We start from the raw sequence: 15,505 nt of genomic DNA on the forward strand, positions 1-15,505 counted from the left end.
CGGAGCCCCACCACGATGACACCGGAAATGGTCATGGACCTGGCCTACAGGGGCATGCGCGTCAGCCTGTTCGTGGCCGCCCCGCTGCTGCTCACCACCCTGGCCGTGGGCCTGGTGGTCAGCCTGTTCCAGGCCGCCACGCAGATCAACGAATCGACCCTGTCGTTCATCCCCAAGATCGTCGGCATCTGTGCCGTGCTGGTGCTGGCCGGGCCATTGATGATGGACATGATCCTCGACTTCACCCGCGACCTGCTGGTGGGCCTGCCCCACCTGGTGGGCTGACGGCCGATGCTGGAGCTCGATCCGGGCCAGTTGCAACACTGGCTGGCACTGTTCTTCTGGCCGCTGTGCCGCATCGCTGCGTTCATGCTGGCCGACCCGCTGCTGGGCCACACCATCATTCCCAACACCGTGAAAGCCGGCCTGGCGGTGCTGCTCAGCGTGCTGATCGCGCCGGTGCTGCCGGCCATGCCCGACGTGCCGATCATGTCCTGGGAAAGCCTGGGCATCGCCGTCGAACAGCTGCTGATCGGCGCCAGCCTGGGCATGGTGATGCGCGTGACCCTGGCGGCGGTGGAGATGGCCGGGGAGATCTGCGGCATGCAGATGGGCCTGGCGTTCGCCAGTTTCTATTCGGCGGAAAGCAACACCAACACCATGGTGCTGTCGCGGCTGCTGAGCATGACCACCCTGCTGATGTTCCTCGCCCTGGACGGCCACCTGCTGGTGCTGCGCCTGCTGGCCAGCACCTTCCAGAGCCTGCCGGTGGGCAACCTGCATTTCGACCCGTCGTCGTGGGAGATGGTGGCGCGCTACGGCGGGCACATTTTCCTCACCGGCCTGCTGCTGGCGTTGCCCATGGTGGCGGCGCTGCTGATCATCAACCTGGCCATGGGCATTCTCAACCGTGCGGCGCCGCAGCTCACGGTGTTTGCCGTGGGTTTCCCGGTCACCCTGAGCACCGGCCTGGTGCTGATCATGGCGCTGACCAGCCACCTGGGGCACTTCATCCAGCTACTGCTGGATGAGTCCCTGCACTTCCTGCAGACCCTGGTCGGCAACATGATCGTGCCGGCCTGAGCCCCGTCAGATGTAGTCGAACAGGGTCATGCCCTGCACGCTGGAGAAGGTCTGCTGCGCCGCCTGCAACGCCACTTGCAGCGCGGTGTAGTTGGACACCGAGGTGGTGTAGTCGGCGTCGGTGAGGTTCGACAGGCTGGTGGCGTAGTTCAACGAGGCATCGTCGCCGACGGTATCCAGCACATCGATCTCGTTCATGCGCGTGCCCACCGAGGTGCGCACCGTCAGGACGTTGTCCAGGGCGTTGTCCAGTTCGCGGCTGCTGGTGGACAGGGTGTTGCTCAGCGCAGCCTGGTCGGCGTCATCCTCCACCGGCGTGTTCAACGCGGTGATGATGTTCTGCAGGGTGGTGAAGATGTTCGGGTCGGCGTCGCTGGCGGTGCTGACGCTGATGCTATCGCCGTCGGCCGGCTCGCCGTCCAGGGTCAGGGACAGGCCGTTGATTTCCAGGGTGTCGCCCGCCTCATAGGCCACCGCGTCGCCACCGTCGACGCTGTAGGTGGCCACGCCCTCGTCGTCCACGGCGAAGGTCAGCGTGAAACCAGTGCCGTAGTTGGCGTCGCTGGTATCGGTGATGTCCGGACCGTCGAAGGTCACCGAGCCGCTGTTGTCGGCGCTGGCCTGGGCCACGAAGCCGGCGGCGCTGCCGACGCTGAGGAACACGGTCTGGCCGGTGTCGCCGCTGGCCAGGGTCTCGGTGGCGCTGACCTGCTGCATCACCGCGTTGTCGTCGCCCTGGTAGGTCAGGTTGCCGTCTTCGTCGGTGACGAAGGTCTGGCTCTGGCTCTGGTAGCCGGAAAAGATGTAGTTGCCGCTGCTGTCGGTGGTGTTGGCCAGCGACACCAGGGTGTCGTACACCCCCTGCAGCGAGGTGGCGATGGACGCCCGGTCCTCGTCGCTGAGGGTGCCGTCGCCGGCCTGGATCAGCAGCGTCTTGGCGCTGGTGATGGCGTCGCTGACGCTGTCCAGGGCGCTTTCCTCGGTGGACAGCGAGGTGGTGACCGAGGTGCGCGAGGCGGCGTACTGGTCGTTGAGCGATGAACTCTGCTGCACGATCACCGCCTGGGCGGCGGCCGAGGAGTCGTCCGATGGATTCACCACGCGCTTGCCGCTGGAGACTTCGTTGCTGGCGTCCAGGTAGGCGGCTTCCTGGGTGAGCATGTTGCTCAGGCCCTGGCTGAAGATGGTCTGGGTGGAAATGCGCATTCGCTAAGCCTCCTGGTCAGGCGTCCATGCCGAGAATGGTGTCGAGGACGGTAGAGCCCACTTCGACGATCTTCGCGCAGGCCTGGTAGTAGGCCTGGTAGCGCACCAGGTCGGCGGCTTCTTCGTCCAGGTTCACCCCCGACGAGGACTGCTGCAGCGTGGTCAACTGGTCGGTGACGCTGGTCTGGTTGTCCAGCCGCGTGCTGATGGAACTGGTGGTGCTGCCCACTTCGCTGACCAGCGAGGCATAGGCCTCGGCCAGGGTCGACTTGCCGCCCACCAGGTCCTGGTTCTGCAGGTCGAGCATCTGCAGGGCGATGGTGTTGTCGCTGTCGCCGCCGCCCGAACCGGCGGCAATCAGCGACGGGTCGTCGATCTCGGTGTCCAGGGTGCTGGCGGCGCTGGCCAGCGGCTTGACCAGGAAGCTGTCGCCATCATCGGCGGTGCCGCTGATGGTCACGGTCAGGCCGCCGAAGCTGAGGGTGCCGGCGTCGGCGTCGTAGGTGGCCGCCACGGCCGAGCCGGTGCTGGCGTCGGTGACGGTGTAGCCGTCGTCGTCCGAGTAGCTGACGGTGTAATTGCTGGTGGTCAGGCTGTCCAGGTCATCGGAGAACGTGGCGCTGAGGCTGGCACTGCCGGTGTTGCCGGTGTTGCTGTACACCACCGGGTCGCCCACCGAGAAGAACGCCGTGCCGGTGTCACCGTTGAGGTCGGTGCCGCTGGTCTGCAGGCTGTTGAAGGCGCTGGCCAGGGCCACGGCCATCTGGCCCAGCTGGTTCTGCGCGGTGTCCAGGGTTTCGCTGCGGAACGTCAGCAAGCCGCCCAGGGAACCGCCGCTGATGGTCGACTCGTCCAGTTCGGTCTGGTTGCCGGAGGCGTCGACGTAGCTGACGGTGGTCTGCGAAGGGTCGCTGGACGAGGTGGTGGCGGCCAGCTCGAAGCTGTTGGAGCCGGACACCAGGGACAGGCCGTTGCTCAGGGAAATGCTGTAGCTGCCGTTGTCCTGCACGGTGAGGTCGACGTCCACCAGCTCGCTGAGCGAGGTCACCAGGGAATCGCGCTGGTCCATCAGGGTGTTGGCCGCGTCCGAGTTGCTGCCCAGGGCGCTGATCTGCTGGTTGAGCGTGGCGATCTGGTCGGTGAGGTCGTTGACCTGGCCGACCTGGTCGGTGATCTGCGACGAGACGCTGCTTTGCATGTCGTCCAGGTAGCTGCCCAGGGAGTTGAACTGGGCCACCAGGGTCTCGGCCGAGCCGATCACTTCTTCCCGCGCCGCCGAGTCGCTGGCGTCGCTGCTCATGGTCTGCACCGAGGAGAAGAAGTCCTGCATCAGGGTGTCGAGGTCCGAGGTGCTGTCGGCCAGCAGGTCGTCCACCTGGGAGACTTCCGTCGAGTAGGTGCTGAGCGCGCTCTCGGTGCTGGTGGACGCGTTGAGCTGGGCCGCGATAAACTGGTCGAACGTACGATCGACACTGGTCACCTCCACGCCCCCCGTGGAGCTCGCGGCAAGCGAGGTAGTCTCCAGGTTGTAGCCATCGGTATAGACGTTGGTGATGTTGTTGCTGCTGGTGCTGAGGGCCACTTGTGCCGCGTTCAGGCCGCTGACACCGATCGAAATGATGCTCATAAATAATTCCTGCACGACGTGCCACGTGTTATCGGCCGATTGCCCGAAAACTTGAAAAATCAGCCGGGTTTTTTTGCCGCGCTCAACAGTGTGGGAGCTGGCTTGCCAGCGAGCTCTTGAGGCCCCAAAAGCTCGCTGGCAAGCCAGCTCCCACAGGTCCATTCGATACCTTTACTCCAGCCGTGCGGTTTGCAGGGGCTGGCGCAGCGGGCCGATGGTGGCCATGACGGCGATGAGCTTGCTGGCGTAGTCGGGGTCGGTGGCGTAGCCGCCTTGCTGCAGCGCATGGGCTGCCTGCAAAGGGTCGCGGGCGCTGCGCACGCCGGCGTAGCTGGCGGTGTTGCCGATCAGCTGGGTGTAGTCCGCCAGCGCCGCGGCGTCGCTTTCGTAGGCGCGGAAGCTCTGCACCTGCTTGCGCATCTGGCCGTCCTCGAATTCGCTGGTCATGACCTCGGTGGTCGCCCCACGCCAACGCCCGCCGGCCTTGATGCCGAACAGGTTGTGGCTGTCCTCGCCGCTGGCGGTGGGGATCTTGCGCCGGCCCCAGTCGGTTTCCAGCGCGGCCTGGGCGACGATCAGCTCGGCGGGAATGCCGCTGCTGCGCGACGCCTGCTGCGCCGGGCCGGCCAGGCGCTGGACGAAGTCCTGCACATGGGCCGCACGGCTGCCGACATCGCCCACCGCGCGGCGCTGCCAGGCGGCGAACGCCTGTTGCACGTTGCCGACCCTGCCCGACGGCGCCGTCACCCGCTGGCCACTGCTGACCCCCAGTTGCCGGTCCAGCACCTCGGCCAGGCCCAGGCCCTTGCCAGCCAGGTGCTGCGCCCACTGCTCATCGAGCATCTCGGTGTACATGGCGGTCTGCGAGTCGTTGTCCAGGTCGGACTTGGGAATGGCGGCGCGCATGCTCTTGAGCATCATCTGCAGGAACATGGCCTCGAACTGCTTGCTGGCCTCGTGGGCCCCGGCGTTGCGGTCCTGCGCCGCGGTGCGCCGCAGGTTGGCCAGGCCCTGCATGTCCAGGGCGAAGCCATCGGTGCTGCTGGCCAGGCTCATCAGATGATCTCCAGCTCGGCGCGCAGCGAACCCGCGGCCTTCAGCGCCTGCAGTATCACCATCAGGTCCTGGGGCGTGGCGCCCAGGGCGTTGAGGCCCTTGACCACGTCCATCAGGTTGGCGCTGCCTTCCACCAGGTGCAGCAGGCCGCCCTGCTCCTGGATCGAGATGCTGCTGTTGGCGCTGCCGGCGGTCTGCCCCTGGCTGAGCGCACCAGGCTGGCTGACCTGGTTGTTGGTGTCGATGACCACCGACAGGTTGCCGTGGGCCACCGCCGCACGCCCCAGTTTCACAGCGCTGTTGAGCACCACCGAGCCGGTGCGCGAGTCGATGATGACCTTGGGCCTGGCGTCGGCCGGCAGCACCTGCACGCTTTCTACCCGGGCCATGAAGTTGACCCGCTCATTGGGCGACAACGGCCCCTGCAGCTGGATCACCCCACCGTTGACGGCCGAGGCCACGGTGCGGCGGAATTCGCTGTTGATCGCGTACACCGCGCGCTCGGTGGTGGCGAAATCGGCTTCGTTCAAATACAGGCTCAACACGCCGTCGTTGCCACCCAGGCGCAGCGGCACCTCGCGCTCCACCACCGCGCCACGGGGAATGCGCCCGCCGGCCAGCTGGTTGACGGTGACGCTGCTGCCGTTGGCCGCAGCGCCCGCGCCGCCCACCAGCAGGTTGCCCTGGGCCATGGCGTAGACATCGCCGTCGGCGCCCTTGAGTGGCGTCATCAGCAGGGTGCCGCCGCGCAAGCTGCGGGCGTTGCCGATGGACGACACCACCACGTCGATCTGCTGCCCCGGCCGCGCGAACGGCGGCAAGGTGGCGGTCAGCATCACCGCCGCGATGTTGCGCATCTGCATGTTGGCGTTGGCCGGCAGGGTCAGGCCCAACTGCGACAGCATGTTGGTGAGGCTCTGCTCGGTGAACGGGCTCTGGGTGGTCTGGTCACCGCTGCCGTCCAGGCCCACCACCAGGCCATAGCCCACCAGGCTGTTGGGGCGCACGCCGGCGAATTCGGCGATGTCGCGGATCTGCTCGGCCTGGGCGATGGTACCCAGGCCCAGCAACAGCAGGCCCGCCAGGCAGCGGGCGAAGGTGGAGCGAATCAGGTCAGCCATGGCACCGGCCCTCAGAGCGGGGAAATGTTGAGGAAGAAGCGGTGCAGCCAACCCATGCGCTGCGCTTCGTTGATATAGCCGTCGCCGACGTACTCGATGCGCGCGTCCGACACCTGGGTGGACGCCACGGTGTTGTCGCCGGTGATGGTGCGCGGGTTCACCACCCCGGAGAAGCGGATGTACTCGGTGCCCTGGTTGATGGCGATCTGTTTCTCGCCACGCACCCGCAGGTTGCCGTTGGGCATCACTTCCATCACCGCCACGGCGATGGTGCCGGTGAACGAGTTGGTGGCCTGGGAGCCGCCACTGCCGGTGAAGTCATTGTCCACCGAGGCATCCAGGCCATAGCTGCCCTCCTGGGACGCCCGGCTGGAGGTGGCCTTCATGCTCAGCCCCACCGTGCCGGTGCGCCCGGCGTTGGACGCCGAGTTCTTGCTGGCACTGACCTGCTCGTTAAGGGTGATGGTCAGGGTGTCGCCGACCATGCGCGGCCGGCGGTCCTCGAACAGCGGCTGCGCGCCACGGCGCACCTGGAAGATCGCGCCATCGGCCAGGCGCGGCGGCAACGGCGGCACCACCATGCTTTCGTCGGCCACCACCGGCTTGTGCGGCAGCACATCGCAACCGGCCAGCAGCACCAGCAGCAGGCCCACGCAAGGCTTCAGGTTCATGCCGTACCTCATAGCTGCGTCAGGCGTTGCAGCATCTCGTTGGACGCATCCACCGCCTTGCTGTTGATCTCGTAGGCGCGCTGCACCTGGATCATGCTGACCATTTCTTCCACGACGTTGACGTTGGAGGTCTCGACGTAGCCTTCCGACAGCGTGCCGGCGCCGTTGAGGCCCGGCGTGGTCTCGGTGGGCGCGCCCGAGGCGTCGGTCTCCAGGTACAGGTTCTGGCCGATGCTTTCCAGGCCGGCCGGGTTGATGAACAGCGCCACGTTCAACTGTCCCACCTGGGTGGAGGTGGCGGAGCCGGACTGCACCACCGAGACGATGCCGTCGTTGCTCACCGACACCGAGGTGGCGGTGCTGGGAATGGTGATGCCGCCCGTCAAGGTGTAGCCGTTGGACGTCACCATCTGGCCGTTGGCGTCGAGCTGGAAGCTGCCGTCGCGGGTGTAGGCGGTGCTGCCGTCGGGCATGTCGACTTCAAAGAAGCCGTTGCCGTTGATGGCCAGGTCCTTGCTGTTGTCGGTCTCGGTGAGGTTGCCCTGGGTGTGCAGGCGCTCGGTGGCCACCTGGCGCACCCCGGTGCCCACCTGCAGGCCCGAGGGCAGCTTGGTCTGGCTGGTGCTTTGGGCGCCGGGCTGGCGCATGTTCTGGTACAGCAGGTCCTCGAACACCGCCCGCGACTTCTTGAAGCCGTTGGTGCTGACGTTGGCCAGGTTGTTGGCGATCACGTCCATTTGCGCCTGCTGGGCTTCCAGGCCGGTCTTGGCCGTCCACAGTGATCGGATCATCGATCATTCCTCGTTCAATTAGCCCTGCAGGGACAGCAGGCTGTTGGCGCTCTTGGCGTTTTCGTCGGCGCTGCTGATGACCTTCATCTGCATCTCGTAGCGGCGGGAGTTGTCGATCATTGCCACCATGGCGCTGGTGGGGCTGATGTTGCTGCCCTCCAGGTTGCCGGGGCTCAGGCGCATGGTTTCGTCGGCGGGCAGCGGCTGCACCGAGCCGTCCGGGCCCGGCGGGGCACGGAACAGGCCATCGGTGCCGGCCTCGACGGTGCCCGGCAGGGCCGATACCATCTTCAGCCGGCCCACCGTGGCCAGGCCCTTGGCGTCGCCGCCCTGCTCGCGCACGGTGAGGGTGCCGTCGCTGCCGATGCTGACTTCACTGCCCGGCGGCACGCTGAGCGGGCCGCCATCGCCGATCACCGGGCGGCCGCCCAGGGACAGGTTGCCGGCACCGTCCACCTGCAGGTCGCCGCGGCGGGTGTAGGCCTCGCTGCCGTCGCTGGTCTGCACAGCCAGCAGGCCGTTGGCATCCAGGGCCACGTCGAGGTTGCGGTCGGTGCGGGTCACCGGGCCCTGGTTCCAGTCCACGCCTACGCCGGTGGCGGCCACCGACACCCGCGTCGGCAGGCCTTCGCCGGGCACCGGCACGGCCTGCATCTGCGCCAGTTGCGCGCGGAAGCCGGGGGTGGACAGGTTGGCCAGGTTGTTGGCCACCACGGCTTGCTGGTCGAGGGCCTGGTTGGCGCCGCTCATGGCGGTGAAAAGCATGCGATCCATGATTACGACCCGAGGCTGACCGCTTGCTGGAGGACTTCGCTCTGGGTCTTCACCGATTGCGAGTTGGCCTGGAAGTTGCGCTGGGCAATGATCAGGTTCACCAGTTCGGTGGTCAGGTCGACGTTGGAGTCTTCGGTCACGCCGCTCTCGATCGAGCCCAGCTGGCCGGTGCCGGCGGTGCCCAGCAGGGCCACGCCCGACTCGCTGGTGGCGGTCCAGCTGTTGTCGCCGACAGCCTTCAGGCCCTGCTCGTTGTTGAAGGTGGCGAGCACGATCTGGTCGATGATCTGCGTCTGGTCGTTGGAGTAGCTGGCCACCACGTTGCCGCTGGAATCGATGGTGAAGCCGGTCAGGCTGCCCGAGGTGTAGCCGTCCTGGGAGCTGCTGGACAGCTCGAAGTCGTTGCCGAACTGGGTGGTGCCGGTCAGGTCGAGGTCGATGCTCATCTCGGCCGCGCCGTTGCCCGGGTCATAGGTGTAGGTCGACGTGGCGCCACTGGTCAGCAGGCCGCTGGTGTCGAACGCCACTTCCTGGCTCAGGGCATTGCCGTCGTCATCGGTCAGGGTGTTGCCGTCGATGGCGCTGTAGACGTTCCAGGTGTTGGTGTCGTCGCTCTTGGCGAAGTACAGCGTCATGGTGTGGCTGTTGCCCAGCGAGTCGTACACCGTGGCGCTGGTGGAGTACGAATAGGTGGTGGCGTCGGTCGAGTCGAAGGTGCTGGTGATGGCGTCCGAGCTGGAGTCCAGGTTCAGCGTGGCATCCAGTTCGCTGGTGGCGCTGGCCTGCAGGCCGCTGGACGGGATCTGGATCACGCCGTTGACGCCCACCAGCTTGGCGCCCGAGGCATTCTCCAGGTAGCCGTCCGAGCTCAGGGTCAGCTGGCCGTTGCGCGAGTAGGTGGTGGTGCTGCCGTCGTTGAAGACGAAGAAACCGTCGCCGCTGATGGCCAGGTCCAGGTCGTTGTCGGTGGTGGTGAGGCTGCCCGACTCGAAATTCTGCACCACGCCAGACACGGACGTGCCCAGGCCCACTTCGGCGTCGGCGTAGACGTCGGCGAACTCGGTGGTGGAGCTCTTGAAGCCCACGGTTTCGGAGTTGGAGATGTTGTTGCTGATCACGTTGAGGTCGGTGGACGCCGCGCTCAAACCGCTCAGTGCTTGGGAAAAGCCCATGTTTCGCTCCTTGAAGCCAATAAGGACCGGGCAGCCGCAAACGCCGCGAAGGTCACGTTTCTGTGAAAGGTCGCGCTGCGCTGCTACAGCAGCAGGCGGATGTCGCTGAGGCTGGCGCTGTCGGTGTTGGCGCCCAGTTCCAGCACCACGTCGCTGTCGTCGTCGGTGCTCACGCCCGAGACCAGCGCGTAGTTGAGCTCGGTGGCGGTCACGGCGGTGCCGCCGTCGGTGGCGGTGATGCTCACGGTGTAGGAGCCGTCCGCCGCGGTGCTGCCGTCGTCTTCCAGGCCATCCCAGGTCAGCGAATGGGTGCCTTCGTTCAAGGCGCCGACGTTGATGGTGCGGACCACGTTGCCGCTGCTGTCGGTGATGGTGGCGGTGACCGTGTCGGCGTCGCCGTCCAGGTTGACCCCGTAGGTGGTGGCGCTGCCGCCGTCCACGGTGATCGAGTCGCCGTCCACCAGCACGCCCTTGCCCACCAGCGCCGAGGCTTGCAGGGCCTGGCTGGTGTCGATCTGGCCGGAGATGCTGTCCAGCGTGTCACCCAGGTCGGTGATGCCGCTGATCATGTTGATCTGCGCCAGCTGCGAGACCATCTCGGTGTTGTCCATGGGCTCGGAGGGGTCCTGGTTCTGCAGCTCGGTCACCAGCAGGGTGAGGAACTGGTCCTGCAGGTCATCCGCCGTGGTCGTGGTGGTGCTGGTGGTGCTGCTGCTCGAACTGGTGTTCATCGACGACAGCACGGAACTGCTGATGGTGTTGGTCATGGATCAGGACTCTCCCAGGGTCAGGGTCTTAAGCATCAGTTGCTTGCTCGTGCTCATGACCTCGACGTTGGCCTGGTAGGAGCGCGAGGCGGAAATCATGTTGACCATCTCGCCCACCGGCTCCACGTTGGGCATGCTGACGTAGCCGTCGGCGTCGGCCATGGGGTCGCCGGGGCGGTATTCCTTGCGGAACGCCGACTGGTCCTCGACCACCTGGCTCACGCGCACGCCGCCCAGGCCCTCGGCCTGGGCCTCGAACACGGCCTGGCGGGCACGGTACGGCTGGCCGTCGGGGCCGCTGACACTGTCGGCGTTGGCCAGGTTGCTGGCGGTCACGTTCATGCGCTGGGACTGGGCACTCAGCGCGGAACCGGCGATATCGAAGATGCTGAAAATCGACATGGTGGGTACCTGCTCTATTCGGACTGCATGGCGGTCTTGAGCGCTTGCAGCCGGCTGTTCAGAAACGTCAGGCTGGCCTCGTAGTGCACCGAGTTGTCACTGAACTGGGCGCGTTCGCGGTCCATGTCCACGGTGTTGCCGTCCAGGCTGGGCTGGTCGGGTACGCGATAGAGCAGTTCGTGCAACGAGGTGCCGCTGAAGGTCGCCGCCAGGTGCCGGTCCGAGGTGGTCGCCAGGCTCATGCCGCTGGCCTTGGGCATGCCCTGCCCCAGGGCGCTGGCCAGTTCGCTGGAAAAATCGAAATCGCGGGCGCGGTAGCCCGGCGTGTCGGCGTTGGCGATGTTGTTGGCCAGCACTTGCTGACGCTCGGCGCGCAGGCTCAAGGCGGCCTGCTGGAAGCTGAGCTCGTTGTCGAGCTTGTCGATCATGCTGGCGGCCTCCGACTCGGTTTGGGGGGTGAGGCGCGCAGAGTAGTCGCAAGGTTGCCAAGCCAAAGGCCGAAACAGACACGCATTTATCGAGCACTTCCGACCTTGCATCGCGGCGCCGCGCTCTAGAATCACCTGCACGACCCCTCGACGAATTCGCCCATGACGACTCGCCCTACCCGCGCCGCGCGCGCCCGGCTCGCCACTGCCAGCGCCTGCCTGAGTGCGCTGCTGTGGCTGCCGCAAAGCCCCCTGGCCGTGGCCGACCCGGCCCTGGAGCAGGCCCGTATCCGCGAGCTGCTGACCGCGGCCCTGCCGGCCCACGCCAACCACCCGCAGATCGAGCTGAGCAACCTGGCAGCGGCCTGCGAGGACCCGCGCCCGTTCCTCACCCACCCCGAGCAGCGCAGCTATGGCCGGGTGCTGGTGGGCGTGCGCTGCGGGCGCGCGTTGCACTACGTGCAGGCAAAGGTGTCAGTGATGGGGACCTACGTGGTCAGCCAGCAGAACCTGGCGGCCACCCAGGTGATCGAAGCCGACATGCTGGCCCTCAGGACCGGCGCCCTGGAGAAGCTGCCGGCCAACACTGCGCTGAGCGTCAAGGAGGTGGTGGGGCTACGCGCGGGCCACGCGTTCAAGGCCTCGGCGCCGCTGATCACCACGGCGCTGCGCAAGACCTGGCTGGTGGAGCAGAACCATCCGGTGGCCATGCAGTTTCGCGGCGCCGGCTTCACCTTGAGCCGCCAGGGCAAGGCCCTGGATAACGGTTACCTGGGCGACGAGGTGCGCGTGGTGGCCGAGCGCGGCAAGCTGCTGCGCGGCAAAGTGACCGGGCCTGATCAACTGCTGGTACGCGATTGAACGTGCCACATATTTGAAACACAGGCGTTCAAGTTCAATCACCCAATGCCGATAGTGGGCAAAAGGGACACTATGAAAATTCGACCGTGAAAATAATCAGCACTGCGCTCAGCAACACACTGCCCAATACCGACCTCTCGGCCAACAATCGGCTGCAGAAAAGTGAGGCCAGTGACACGGATCCGGCGGTCAGCAACACGCTGGAATTAAACGAAAGCCTCTACGGCTCGGACGCGTCCACTGCCGATATCGACATGAATCGGGTGAACGAGATTCGCCAGTCGATCAGCGATGGTTCGCTGCAGATCGACTCGTCGCGGATCTTCGATGGCATGGCCGAAAGTGTGATGGAAATGAATGGGCAAGCACCCGAGTGAAAAACGGCCGCCGGCCGGACAAGACATCGCCAGGGGCCTGGCGCGCCACCTGCAACGCCAGCAGGTGGCCGCGCAGCGCCTGCTGACGTTGCTGGAACAGGAACGCCTGGCGCTGGCCGGGCCGAAGATCGATGGCGAGCGGCTGACCGAGCTGAGCATCGCCAAGCAGACGATCCTAGAAGACCTGGAGCAGCTGGAAACCACCCGCCGCCGCGCCCAGCGCTCGCTGGGCCATGCGCCCGACCACCACGGCGCCATGCAGCTGGCCCGGGACCAGGGCTGCCTGCCCGCCTGGACGCGCCTGCAGGACCTGGCCGCCCGCGCGCAGCACCTCAACCAGTTCAACGGCGACATGCTGCGGGTGCGCCAGCAGCAGAACCAGCGCATCCTCAACTACCTCAACGAGGCCACCGGCCGCACCCTGTACGGCCCCGACGGTCGCCACGCCGGGCACTCAGGCCGGGCATGAACTGCCGGCCGCCAGCACGCGGTCGAACAGCGCGCGCATGGTGGTGGCCCGCAGCGGTTTCTGCACGATGCCCAGCAGTGGCTGGGCCGGGCGCCGCACCAGGCTGGCCAGCAGCGCCGGCGCCGGCACCTGGCCGTCGGACAGCAGAATCAGGTGCCTGACCTTGCGGTCGGCGTACACCAGTTCCGCCAGCTCCAGGTCGCTCATGTCGAAGGTCCCCACGCTGCAGATCGCCACGTCGAAGTGCTCGCGGCTGCTGCGCAGCACCCGCGCCAGTTCGTCCTGGCTCATGACCGGGGTCAGGTAGTGGCAGCCCAGGTCGTAGAGCAGGGTCTGGGTGTCGAACAGTTGGAAGGCGTGCGGTTCTATCAGCAGAATCCGTAGCCTGGAATTCTCTAGCAGCTCTCGATCAGTCACGGCAAACCCCGTATGCATGGATGGCTTGCGCACGGAGGTTAATAGCGGGTTGGCGCCAGCCATCGAAAGAACACGGGGCCAAAAACCCATCAGTTCGCGCCTCTACCCGCGCACCAGCATGGCGGCGGCAGCGGCGGCCATGATCAGGGCCGCGCCGCGAAACAGGCGCTGCTGGGCGCGCAGGCTCGACAGCAGGTGGCGGATGCGCACGGCGCCGAACACGAACAGCGCACCCACGGCCAGCAGCACGGCGATGGTCAGCGGCACCAGCATGAAGGCCCAAGCCTGCAATGACACCGCCTCCAGATTGATCACCAGCGGCAGCAAGGCCAGGTAGAAGGCGATGGTCTTGGGGTTGCCCAGGGTGATGGTCAACCCGGACAGGGCCGCCGACAGCAGTTCCTTGCGCGGCACCGCCCTGCCCGTCTCGATGGCCTGGTGCTGGGCGCGCCAGAACTGCCAGGCCAGGTAGGCCAGGTACAGCGCCACGCCCCAGCGCACCAGCTGGAACAGGGCGTGGAAGTGTTCGGCGATCATCGCCAGGCCAAACACGGCCAGCGACAGGTAGGTCAGGTCGCCGAGAATCAGCCCGCCCAGCAGGCAGAAGCCCGACAGCGCGCCGCCGCTGACGCTGCGCGCCACCAGCGCGGCCATGCCGGGGCCGGGGATGGCGGCGGCCACACCCAGGGCGGCGCTGTAGGTGAGTACTTGGGACAGGTCGAGCATGGGGCATTCCTCCTTGGCTGGGTGGGAAAAATGCTAGCGCGTGGCGGCTGGAAAATTATTCCTGTGTTTGCCCAGAAACCGGCTATTTTGGGCAGATGTTACCCGCCAGATGGATTGAGCAGGAATTTATGACCAACCAGACGTTAAGCGCCCTGGACGTGAAGCTGCTGACCGCCCTGCAGCAGGACGGCCGCATGACCAACCAGACCCTGGCCGATGCGCTGGGCGTGTCCGCCTCGCCATGCTGGCGGCGCGTGCGGCACCTGGAAGAGCACCGCTTCATCCTCGGCTACCGGGCGGTGCTGGACCGGCGCAAGATCGGCCTGGGGGTGATGGTGTTCATCCGGGTGAGCATCGACAGCCACAGCGAAGCCGAGGCCAGGAAGTTCGAGCAGGAGGTGATGCAGCTGGAGGATGTGGTGGCCTGCTACAGCATCGGCGGCGATGCCGATTTCCTGCTGCAGGTGGTGGCCCGCGACCTGGACCAGTTCGCCGACTTCGCCATGTCGGTGGTGCGGCGCCTGCCGGGCATCAAGGAGATGCAGAGCATGTTCGTGCTCAAGGAGATCAAGCCGTTCGTGGCGTTCCCGGTGAAGCGCCCCGCAACCGCGTAGCCGTAGCTGTCTTTGTGGGAGCTGGCTTGCCAGCGAGCTTTTAGGTCCTCAAAAGCTCGCTGGCAAGCCAGCTCCCACATAGGTCAGATGGCGACCGGGGCCTTGATGCCCGGGTGCGGGTCGTAGCCGACGATCTCGAAGTCTTCGAACTTGTAGTCGTAGATCGACGCCGGCTTGCGCTTGATGTTCAGCGTCGGCAGCTTGCGCGGCTCGCGGGCCAGCTGGGTCTGGATCTGTTCCATGTGGTTGGCGTAGGCGTGGGTGTCGCCGGTGGTGACGATGATCTCATGGGGGATCAGGTCGCACTGCTGCGCCAGCATGTGGGTCAGCAAAGCCAGGGCCGCGGTGTTGTACGGCAGGCCCAGGAACACGTCGGAGCTGCGGATGTACAGCTGCATCGACAGGTGCCCTTCGTTGACGAAGGCCTGGTACAGCAGGTGGCACGGCGGCAGCGCCTGGCGGCCTTCGGCGGCGTTCTGCTGCGGGCTCTTGGCCTCGTCGGGCAGGTATTCAACGTTCCAGCCGTGGAACAGGATGCGACGGCTGTTGGGGTTGTTCTTCAGGGTGTCGACCATGTAGTCGATCTGGTTGATGGTCTTGCCATCCTTGGTCGGCCAGGCGGTCCACTGCTCGCCGTACACCGGGCCCAGGTCACCGCTCTCGGTGGCCCACTCGTCCCAGATGGTGACGCCGTTTTCGTTCAGCCACTTCACGTTGGTGTTGCCGCTGAGCATCCAGATCAGCTCGTTGGCGATGCTCTTGAAGTGCAGCTTCTTGGTGGTCAGCAGCGGGAAGCCATCGGCCAGGTTGTGACGGAACTGGCGCGCGAAGACGGCCTTGGTGCCGGTGCCGGTCCGATCACCCTTGGTCACGCCGTTGGTGATCACATCGGTCAGGAGATCCAGGTACGCTTTCATTGAGGCCTCAAGTCGGTCGCCAGCAG

The 15,505-nt window shown here is 66.0% G+C and carries 20 protein-coding genes; 6 read left to right on the top strand and 14 right to left on the bottom strand.

Annotated features, from left to right (window positions below; translation table 11 throughout):
- The first annotated feature begins 15 nt into the window (after positions 1-15).
- Together fliQ and fliR are read left to right on the top strand one after the other, a co-directional pair.
- On the top strand, positions 16-285 hold the full coding sequence (fliQ, locus tag RAM80_RS15870; protein ID WP_416421445.1) for a flagellar biosynthesis protein FliQ: 270 nt from the start codon (positions 16-18) through the stop codon (positions 283-285).
- A 6-nt stretch (positions 286-291) separates the two neighbouring features.
- A complete protein-coding gene (gene fliR, locus RAM80_RS15875; RefSeq protein WP_416421446.1) occupies positions 292-1,083 on the top strand; it encodes a flagellar biosynthetic protein FliR in 792 nt (263 codons plus the stop codon).
- Between the two features lie 6 nt (positions 1,084-1,089).
- On the opposite strand, the gene flgL is transcribed toward fliR, so the two are convergent.
- The 11 genes from flgL to flgB all read right to left on the bottom strand — a co-directional run bounded on the left by flgL (position 1,090) and on the right by flgB (position 11,098).
- Positions 1,090-2,289, bottom strand: coding sequence for a flagellar hook-associated protein FlgL (flgL, locus tag RAM80_RS15880; protein ID WP_416421447.1), 1,200 nt, complete (start codon positions 2,287-2,289; stop codon positions 1,090-1,092).
- 16 nt (positions 2,290-2,305) lie between these two features.
- The gene (flgK, locus tag RAM80_RS15885; protein ID WP_416421448.1) at positions 2,306-3,916 is read right to left on the bottom strand and encodes a flagellar hook-associated protein FlgK; all 1,611 of its coding nucleotides are present in this window, start codon (positions 3,914-3,916) and stop codon (positions 2,306-2,308) included.
- Positions 3,917-4,087: 171 nt separating this feature from the next.
- Positions 4,088-4,972, bottom strand: coding sequence for a flagellar assembly peptidoglycan hydrolase FlgJ (gene flgJ, locus RAM80_RS15890; protein WP_416421449.1), 885 nt, complete (start codon positions 4,970-4,972; stop codon positions 4,088-4,090).
- A complete protein-coding gene (locus RAM80_RS15895) occupies positions 4,972-6,093 on the bottom strand; it encodes a flagellar basal body P-ring protein FlgI (RefSeq protein ID WP_416421450.1) in 1,122 nt (373 codons plus the stop codon). The genes flgJ and RAM80_RS15895 overlap by 1 nt, the downstream gene beginning before the upstream one ends.
- An 11-nt stretch (positions 6,094-6,104) precedes the next feature.
- The gene (locus RAM80_RS15900; RefSeq protein ID WP_416421451.1) at positions 6,105-6,764 is read right to left on the bottom strand and encodes a flagellar basal body L-ring protein FlgH; all 660 of its coding nucleotides are present in this window, start codon (positions 6,762-6,764) and stop codon (positions 6,105-6,107) included.
- Positions 6,765-6,772: 8 nt separating this feature from the next.
- A complete protein-coding gene (flgG, locus tag RAM80_RS15905; protein WP_416421452.1) occupies positions 6,773-7,555 on the bottom strand; it encodes a flagellar basal-body rod protein FlgG in 783 nt (260 codons plus the stop codon).
- Between the two features lie 18 nt (positions 7,556-7,573).
- Positions 7,574-8,329: a flagellar basal body rod protein FlgF gene (locus RAM80_RS15910; RefSeq protein ID WP_416421453.1), complete on the bottom strand. Its 756-nt coding sequence runs from the start codon at positions 8,327-8,329 to the stop codon at positions 7,574-7,576.
- Between the two features lie 2 nt (positions 8,330-8,331).
- A complete protein-coding gene (gene flgE / locus RAM80_RS15915) occupies positions 8,332-9,501 on the bottom strand; it encodes a flagellar hook protein FlgE (RefSeq protein WP_416421454.1) in 1,170 nt (389 codons plus the stop codon).
- Between the two features lie 83 nt (positions 9,502-9,584).
- Positions 9,585-10,268: a flagellar hook assembly protein FlgD gene (locus RAM80_RS15920; protein ID WP_416421455.1), complete on the bottom strand. Its 684-nt coding sequence runs from the start codon at positions 10,266-10,268 to the stop codon at positions 9,585-9,587.
- A 3-nt stretch (positions 10,269-10,271) separates the two neighbouring features.
- Entirely contained in the window at positions 10,272-10,670 is a 399-nt protein-coding gene (gene flgC, locus RAM80_RS15925) for a flagellar basal body rod protein FlgC (protein WP_416421456.1), read from the bottom strand.
- A gap of 14 nt (positions 10,671-10,684) precedes the next feature.
- A complete protein-coding gene (gene flgB / locus RAM80_RS15930) occupies positions 10,685-11,098 on the bottom strand; it encodes a flagellar basal body rod protein FlgB (RefSeq protein ID WP_416421457.1) in 414 nt (137 codons plus the stop codon).
- 162 nt (positions 11,099-11,260) lie between these two features.
- Here flgB and flgA point away from each other — a divergent pair, with 162 nt between their 5' ends.
- From flgA to RAM80_RS15945, 3 genes are all read left to right on the top strand, one after another.
- Positions 11,261-11,959 (top strand): flagellar basal body P-ring formation chaperone FlgA, encoded by a 699-nt coding sequence (flgA, locus tag RAM80_RS15935; protein ID WP_416421458.1) that lies wholly within the window; start codon positions 11,261-11,263, stop codon positions 11,957-11,959.
- Positions 11,960-12,045: 86 nt separating this feature from the next.
- Entirely contained in the window at positions 12,046-12,336 is a 291-nt protein-coding gene (gene flgM / locus RAM80_RS15940; RefSeq protein WP_416421459.1) for a flagellar biosynthesis anti-sigma factor FlgM, read from the top strand.
- On the top strand, positions 12,317-12,805 hold the full coding sequence (locus RAM80_RS15945; RefSeq protein ID WP_416421460.1) for a flagella synthesis protein FlgN: 489 nt from the start codon (positions 12,317-12,319) through the stop codon (positions 12,803-12,805). The genes flgM and RAM80_RS15945 overlap by 20 nt, the downstream gene beginning before the upstream one ends.
- Here the strand turns inward: RAM80_RS15945 and RAM80_RS15950 are convergent.
- Both RAM80_RS15950 and RAM80_RS15955 read right to left on the bottom strand, forming a co-directional pair.
- Entirely contained in the window at positions 12,791-13,222 is a 432-nt protein-coding gene (locus tag RAM80_RS15950; RefSeq protein ID WP_416421461.1) for a response regulator, read from the bottom strand. The two genes, RAM80_RS15945 and RAM80_RS15950, sit on opposite strands and share 15 nt — an antisense overlap.
- Before the next feature lie 102 nt (positions 13,223-13,324).
- The gene (locus tag RAM80_RS15955; protein WP_416421462.1) at positions 13,325-13,948 is read right to left on the bottom strand and encodes a LysE family translocator; all 624 of its coding nucleotides are present in this window, start codon (positions 13,946-13,948) and stop codon (positions 13,325-13,327) included.
- A 128-nt stretch (positions 13,949-14,076) separates the two neighbouring features.
- Between RAM80_RS15955 and RAM80_RS15960 the strand changes: the two genes are divergently transcribed.
- Positions 14,077-14,562, top strand: coding sequence for an Lrp/AsnC family transcriptional regulator (locus tag RAM80_RS15960; RefSeq protein WP_416421463.1), 486 nt, complete (start codon positions 14,077-14,079; stop codon positions 14,560-14,562).
- An 83-nt stretch (positions 14,563-14,645) separates the two neighbouring features.
- Here RAM80_RS15960 and RAM80_RS15965 read toward each other — a convergent pair whose 3' ends face one another.
- Positions 14,646-15,479 carry a thymidylate synthase gene (locus RAM80_RS15965; protein WP_416421464.1) on the bottom strand — a complete coding sequence of 278 codons (834 nt, stop codon included), beginning with the start codon at positions 15,477-15,479 and terminating at the stop codon, positions 14,646-14,648.
- Positions 15,480-15,505: the final 26 nt, after the last annotated feature.

It is taken from the genome of Pseudomonas sp. App30 (genome assembly GCF_047947025.1).
Taxonomy (GTDB): Bacteria; Pseudomonadota; Gammaproteobacteria; order Pseudomonadales; family Pseudomonadaceae; genus Aquipseudomonas.

Excerpts from the sequence above, each read along its gene's own strand:
- fliQ (WP_416421445.1), top strand. The coding sequence starts at position 16 with ATGACACCGGAAATGGTCATGGACCTGGCCTACAGGGGCATGCGCGTC.
- fliR (WP_416421446.1), top strand. The coding sequence starts at position 292 with ATGCTGGAGCTCGATCCGGGCCAGTTGCAACACTGGCTGGCACTGTTC.
- flgL (WP_416421447.1), bottom strand. The coding sequence starts at position 2,289 with ATGCGCATTTCCACCCAGACCATCTTCAGCCAGGGCCTGAGCAACATG.
- flgK (WP_416421448.1), bottom strand. The coding sequence starts at position 3,916 with ATGAGCATCATTTCGATCGGTGTCAGCGGCCTGAACGCGGCACAAGTG.
- flgJ (WP_416421449.1), bottom strand. The coding sequence starts at position 4,972 with ATGAGCCTGGCCAGCAGCACCGATGGCTTCGCCCTGGACATGCAGGGC.
- RAM80_RS15895 (WP_416421450.1), bottom strand. The coding sequence starts at position 6,093 with ATGGCTGACCTGATTCGCTCCACCTTCGCCCGCTGCCTGGCGGGCCTG.
- RAM80_RS15900 (WP_416421451.1), bottom strand. The coding sequence starts at position 6,764 with ATGAACCTGAAGCCTTGCGTGGGCCTGCTGCTGGTGCTGCTGGCCGGT.
- flgG (WP_416421452.1), bottom strand. The coding sequence starts at position 7,555 with ATGATCCGATCACTGTGGACGGCCAAGACCGGCCTGGAAGCCCAGCAG.
- RAM80_RS15910 (WP_416421453.1), bottom strand. The coding sequence starts at position 8,329 with ATGGATCGCATGCTTTTCACCGCCATGAGCGGCGCCAACCAGGCCCTC.
- flgE (WP_416421454.1), bottom strand. The coding sequence starts at position 9,501 with ATGGGCTTTTCCCAAGCACTGAGCGGTTTGAGCGCGGCGTCCACCGAC.
- RAM80_RS15920 (WP_416421455.1), bottom strand. The coding sequence starts at position 10,268 with ATGACCAACACCATCAGCAGTTCCGTGCTGTCGTCGATGAACACCAGT.
- flgC (WP_416421456.1), bottom strand. The coding sequence starts at position 10,670 with ATGTCGATTTTCAGCATCTTCGATATCGCCGGTTCCGCGCTGAGTGCC.
- flgB (WP_416421457.1), bottom strand. The coding sequence starts at position 11,098 with ATGATCGACAAGCTCGACAACGAGCTCAGCTTCCAGCAGGCCGCCTTG.
- flgA (WP_416421458.1), top strand. The coding sequence starts at position 11,261 with ATGACGACTCGCCCTACCCGCGCCGCGCGCGCCCGGCTCGCCACTGCC.
- RAM80_RS15945 (WP_416421460.1), top strand. The coding sequence starts at position 12,317 with ATGGGCAAGCACCCGAGTGAAAAACGGCCGCCGGCCGGACAAGACATC.
- RAM80_RS15955 (WP_416421462.1), bottom strand. The coding sequence starts at position 13,948 with ATGCTCGACCTGTCCCAAGTACTCACCTACAGCGCCGCCCTGGGTGTG.
- RAM80_RS15960 (WP_416421463.1), top strand. The coding sequence starts at position 14,077 with ATGACCAACCAGACGTTAAGCGCCCTGGACGTGAAGCTGCTGACCGCC.
- RAM80_RS15965 (WP_416421464.1), bottom strand. The coding sequence starts at position 15,479 with ATGAAAGCGTACCTGGATCTCCTGACCGATGTGATCACCAACGGCGTG.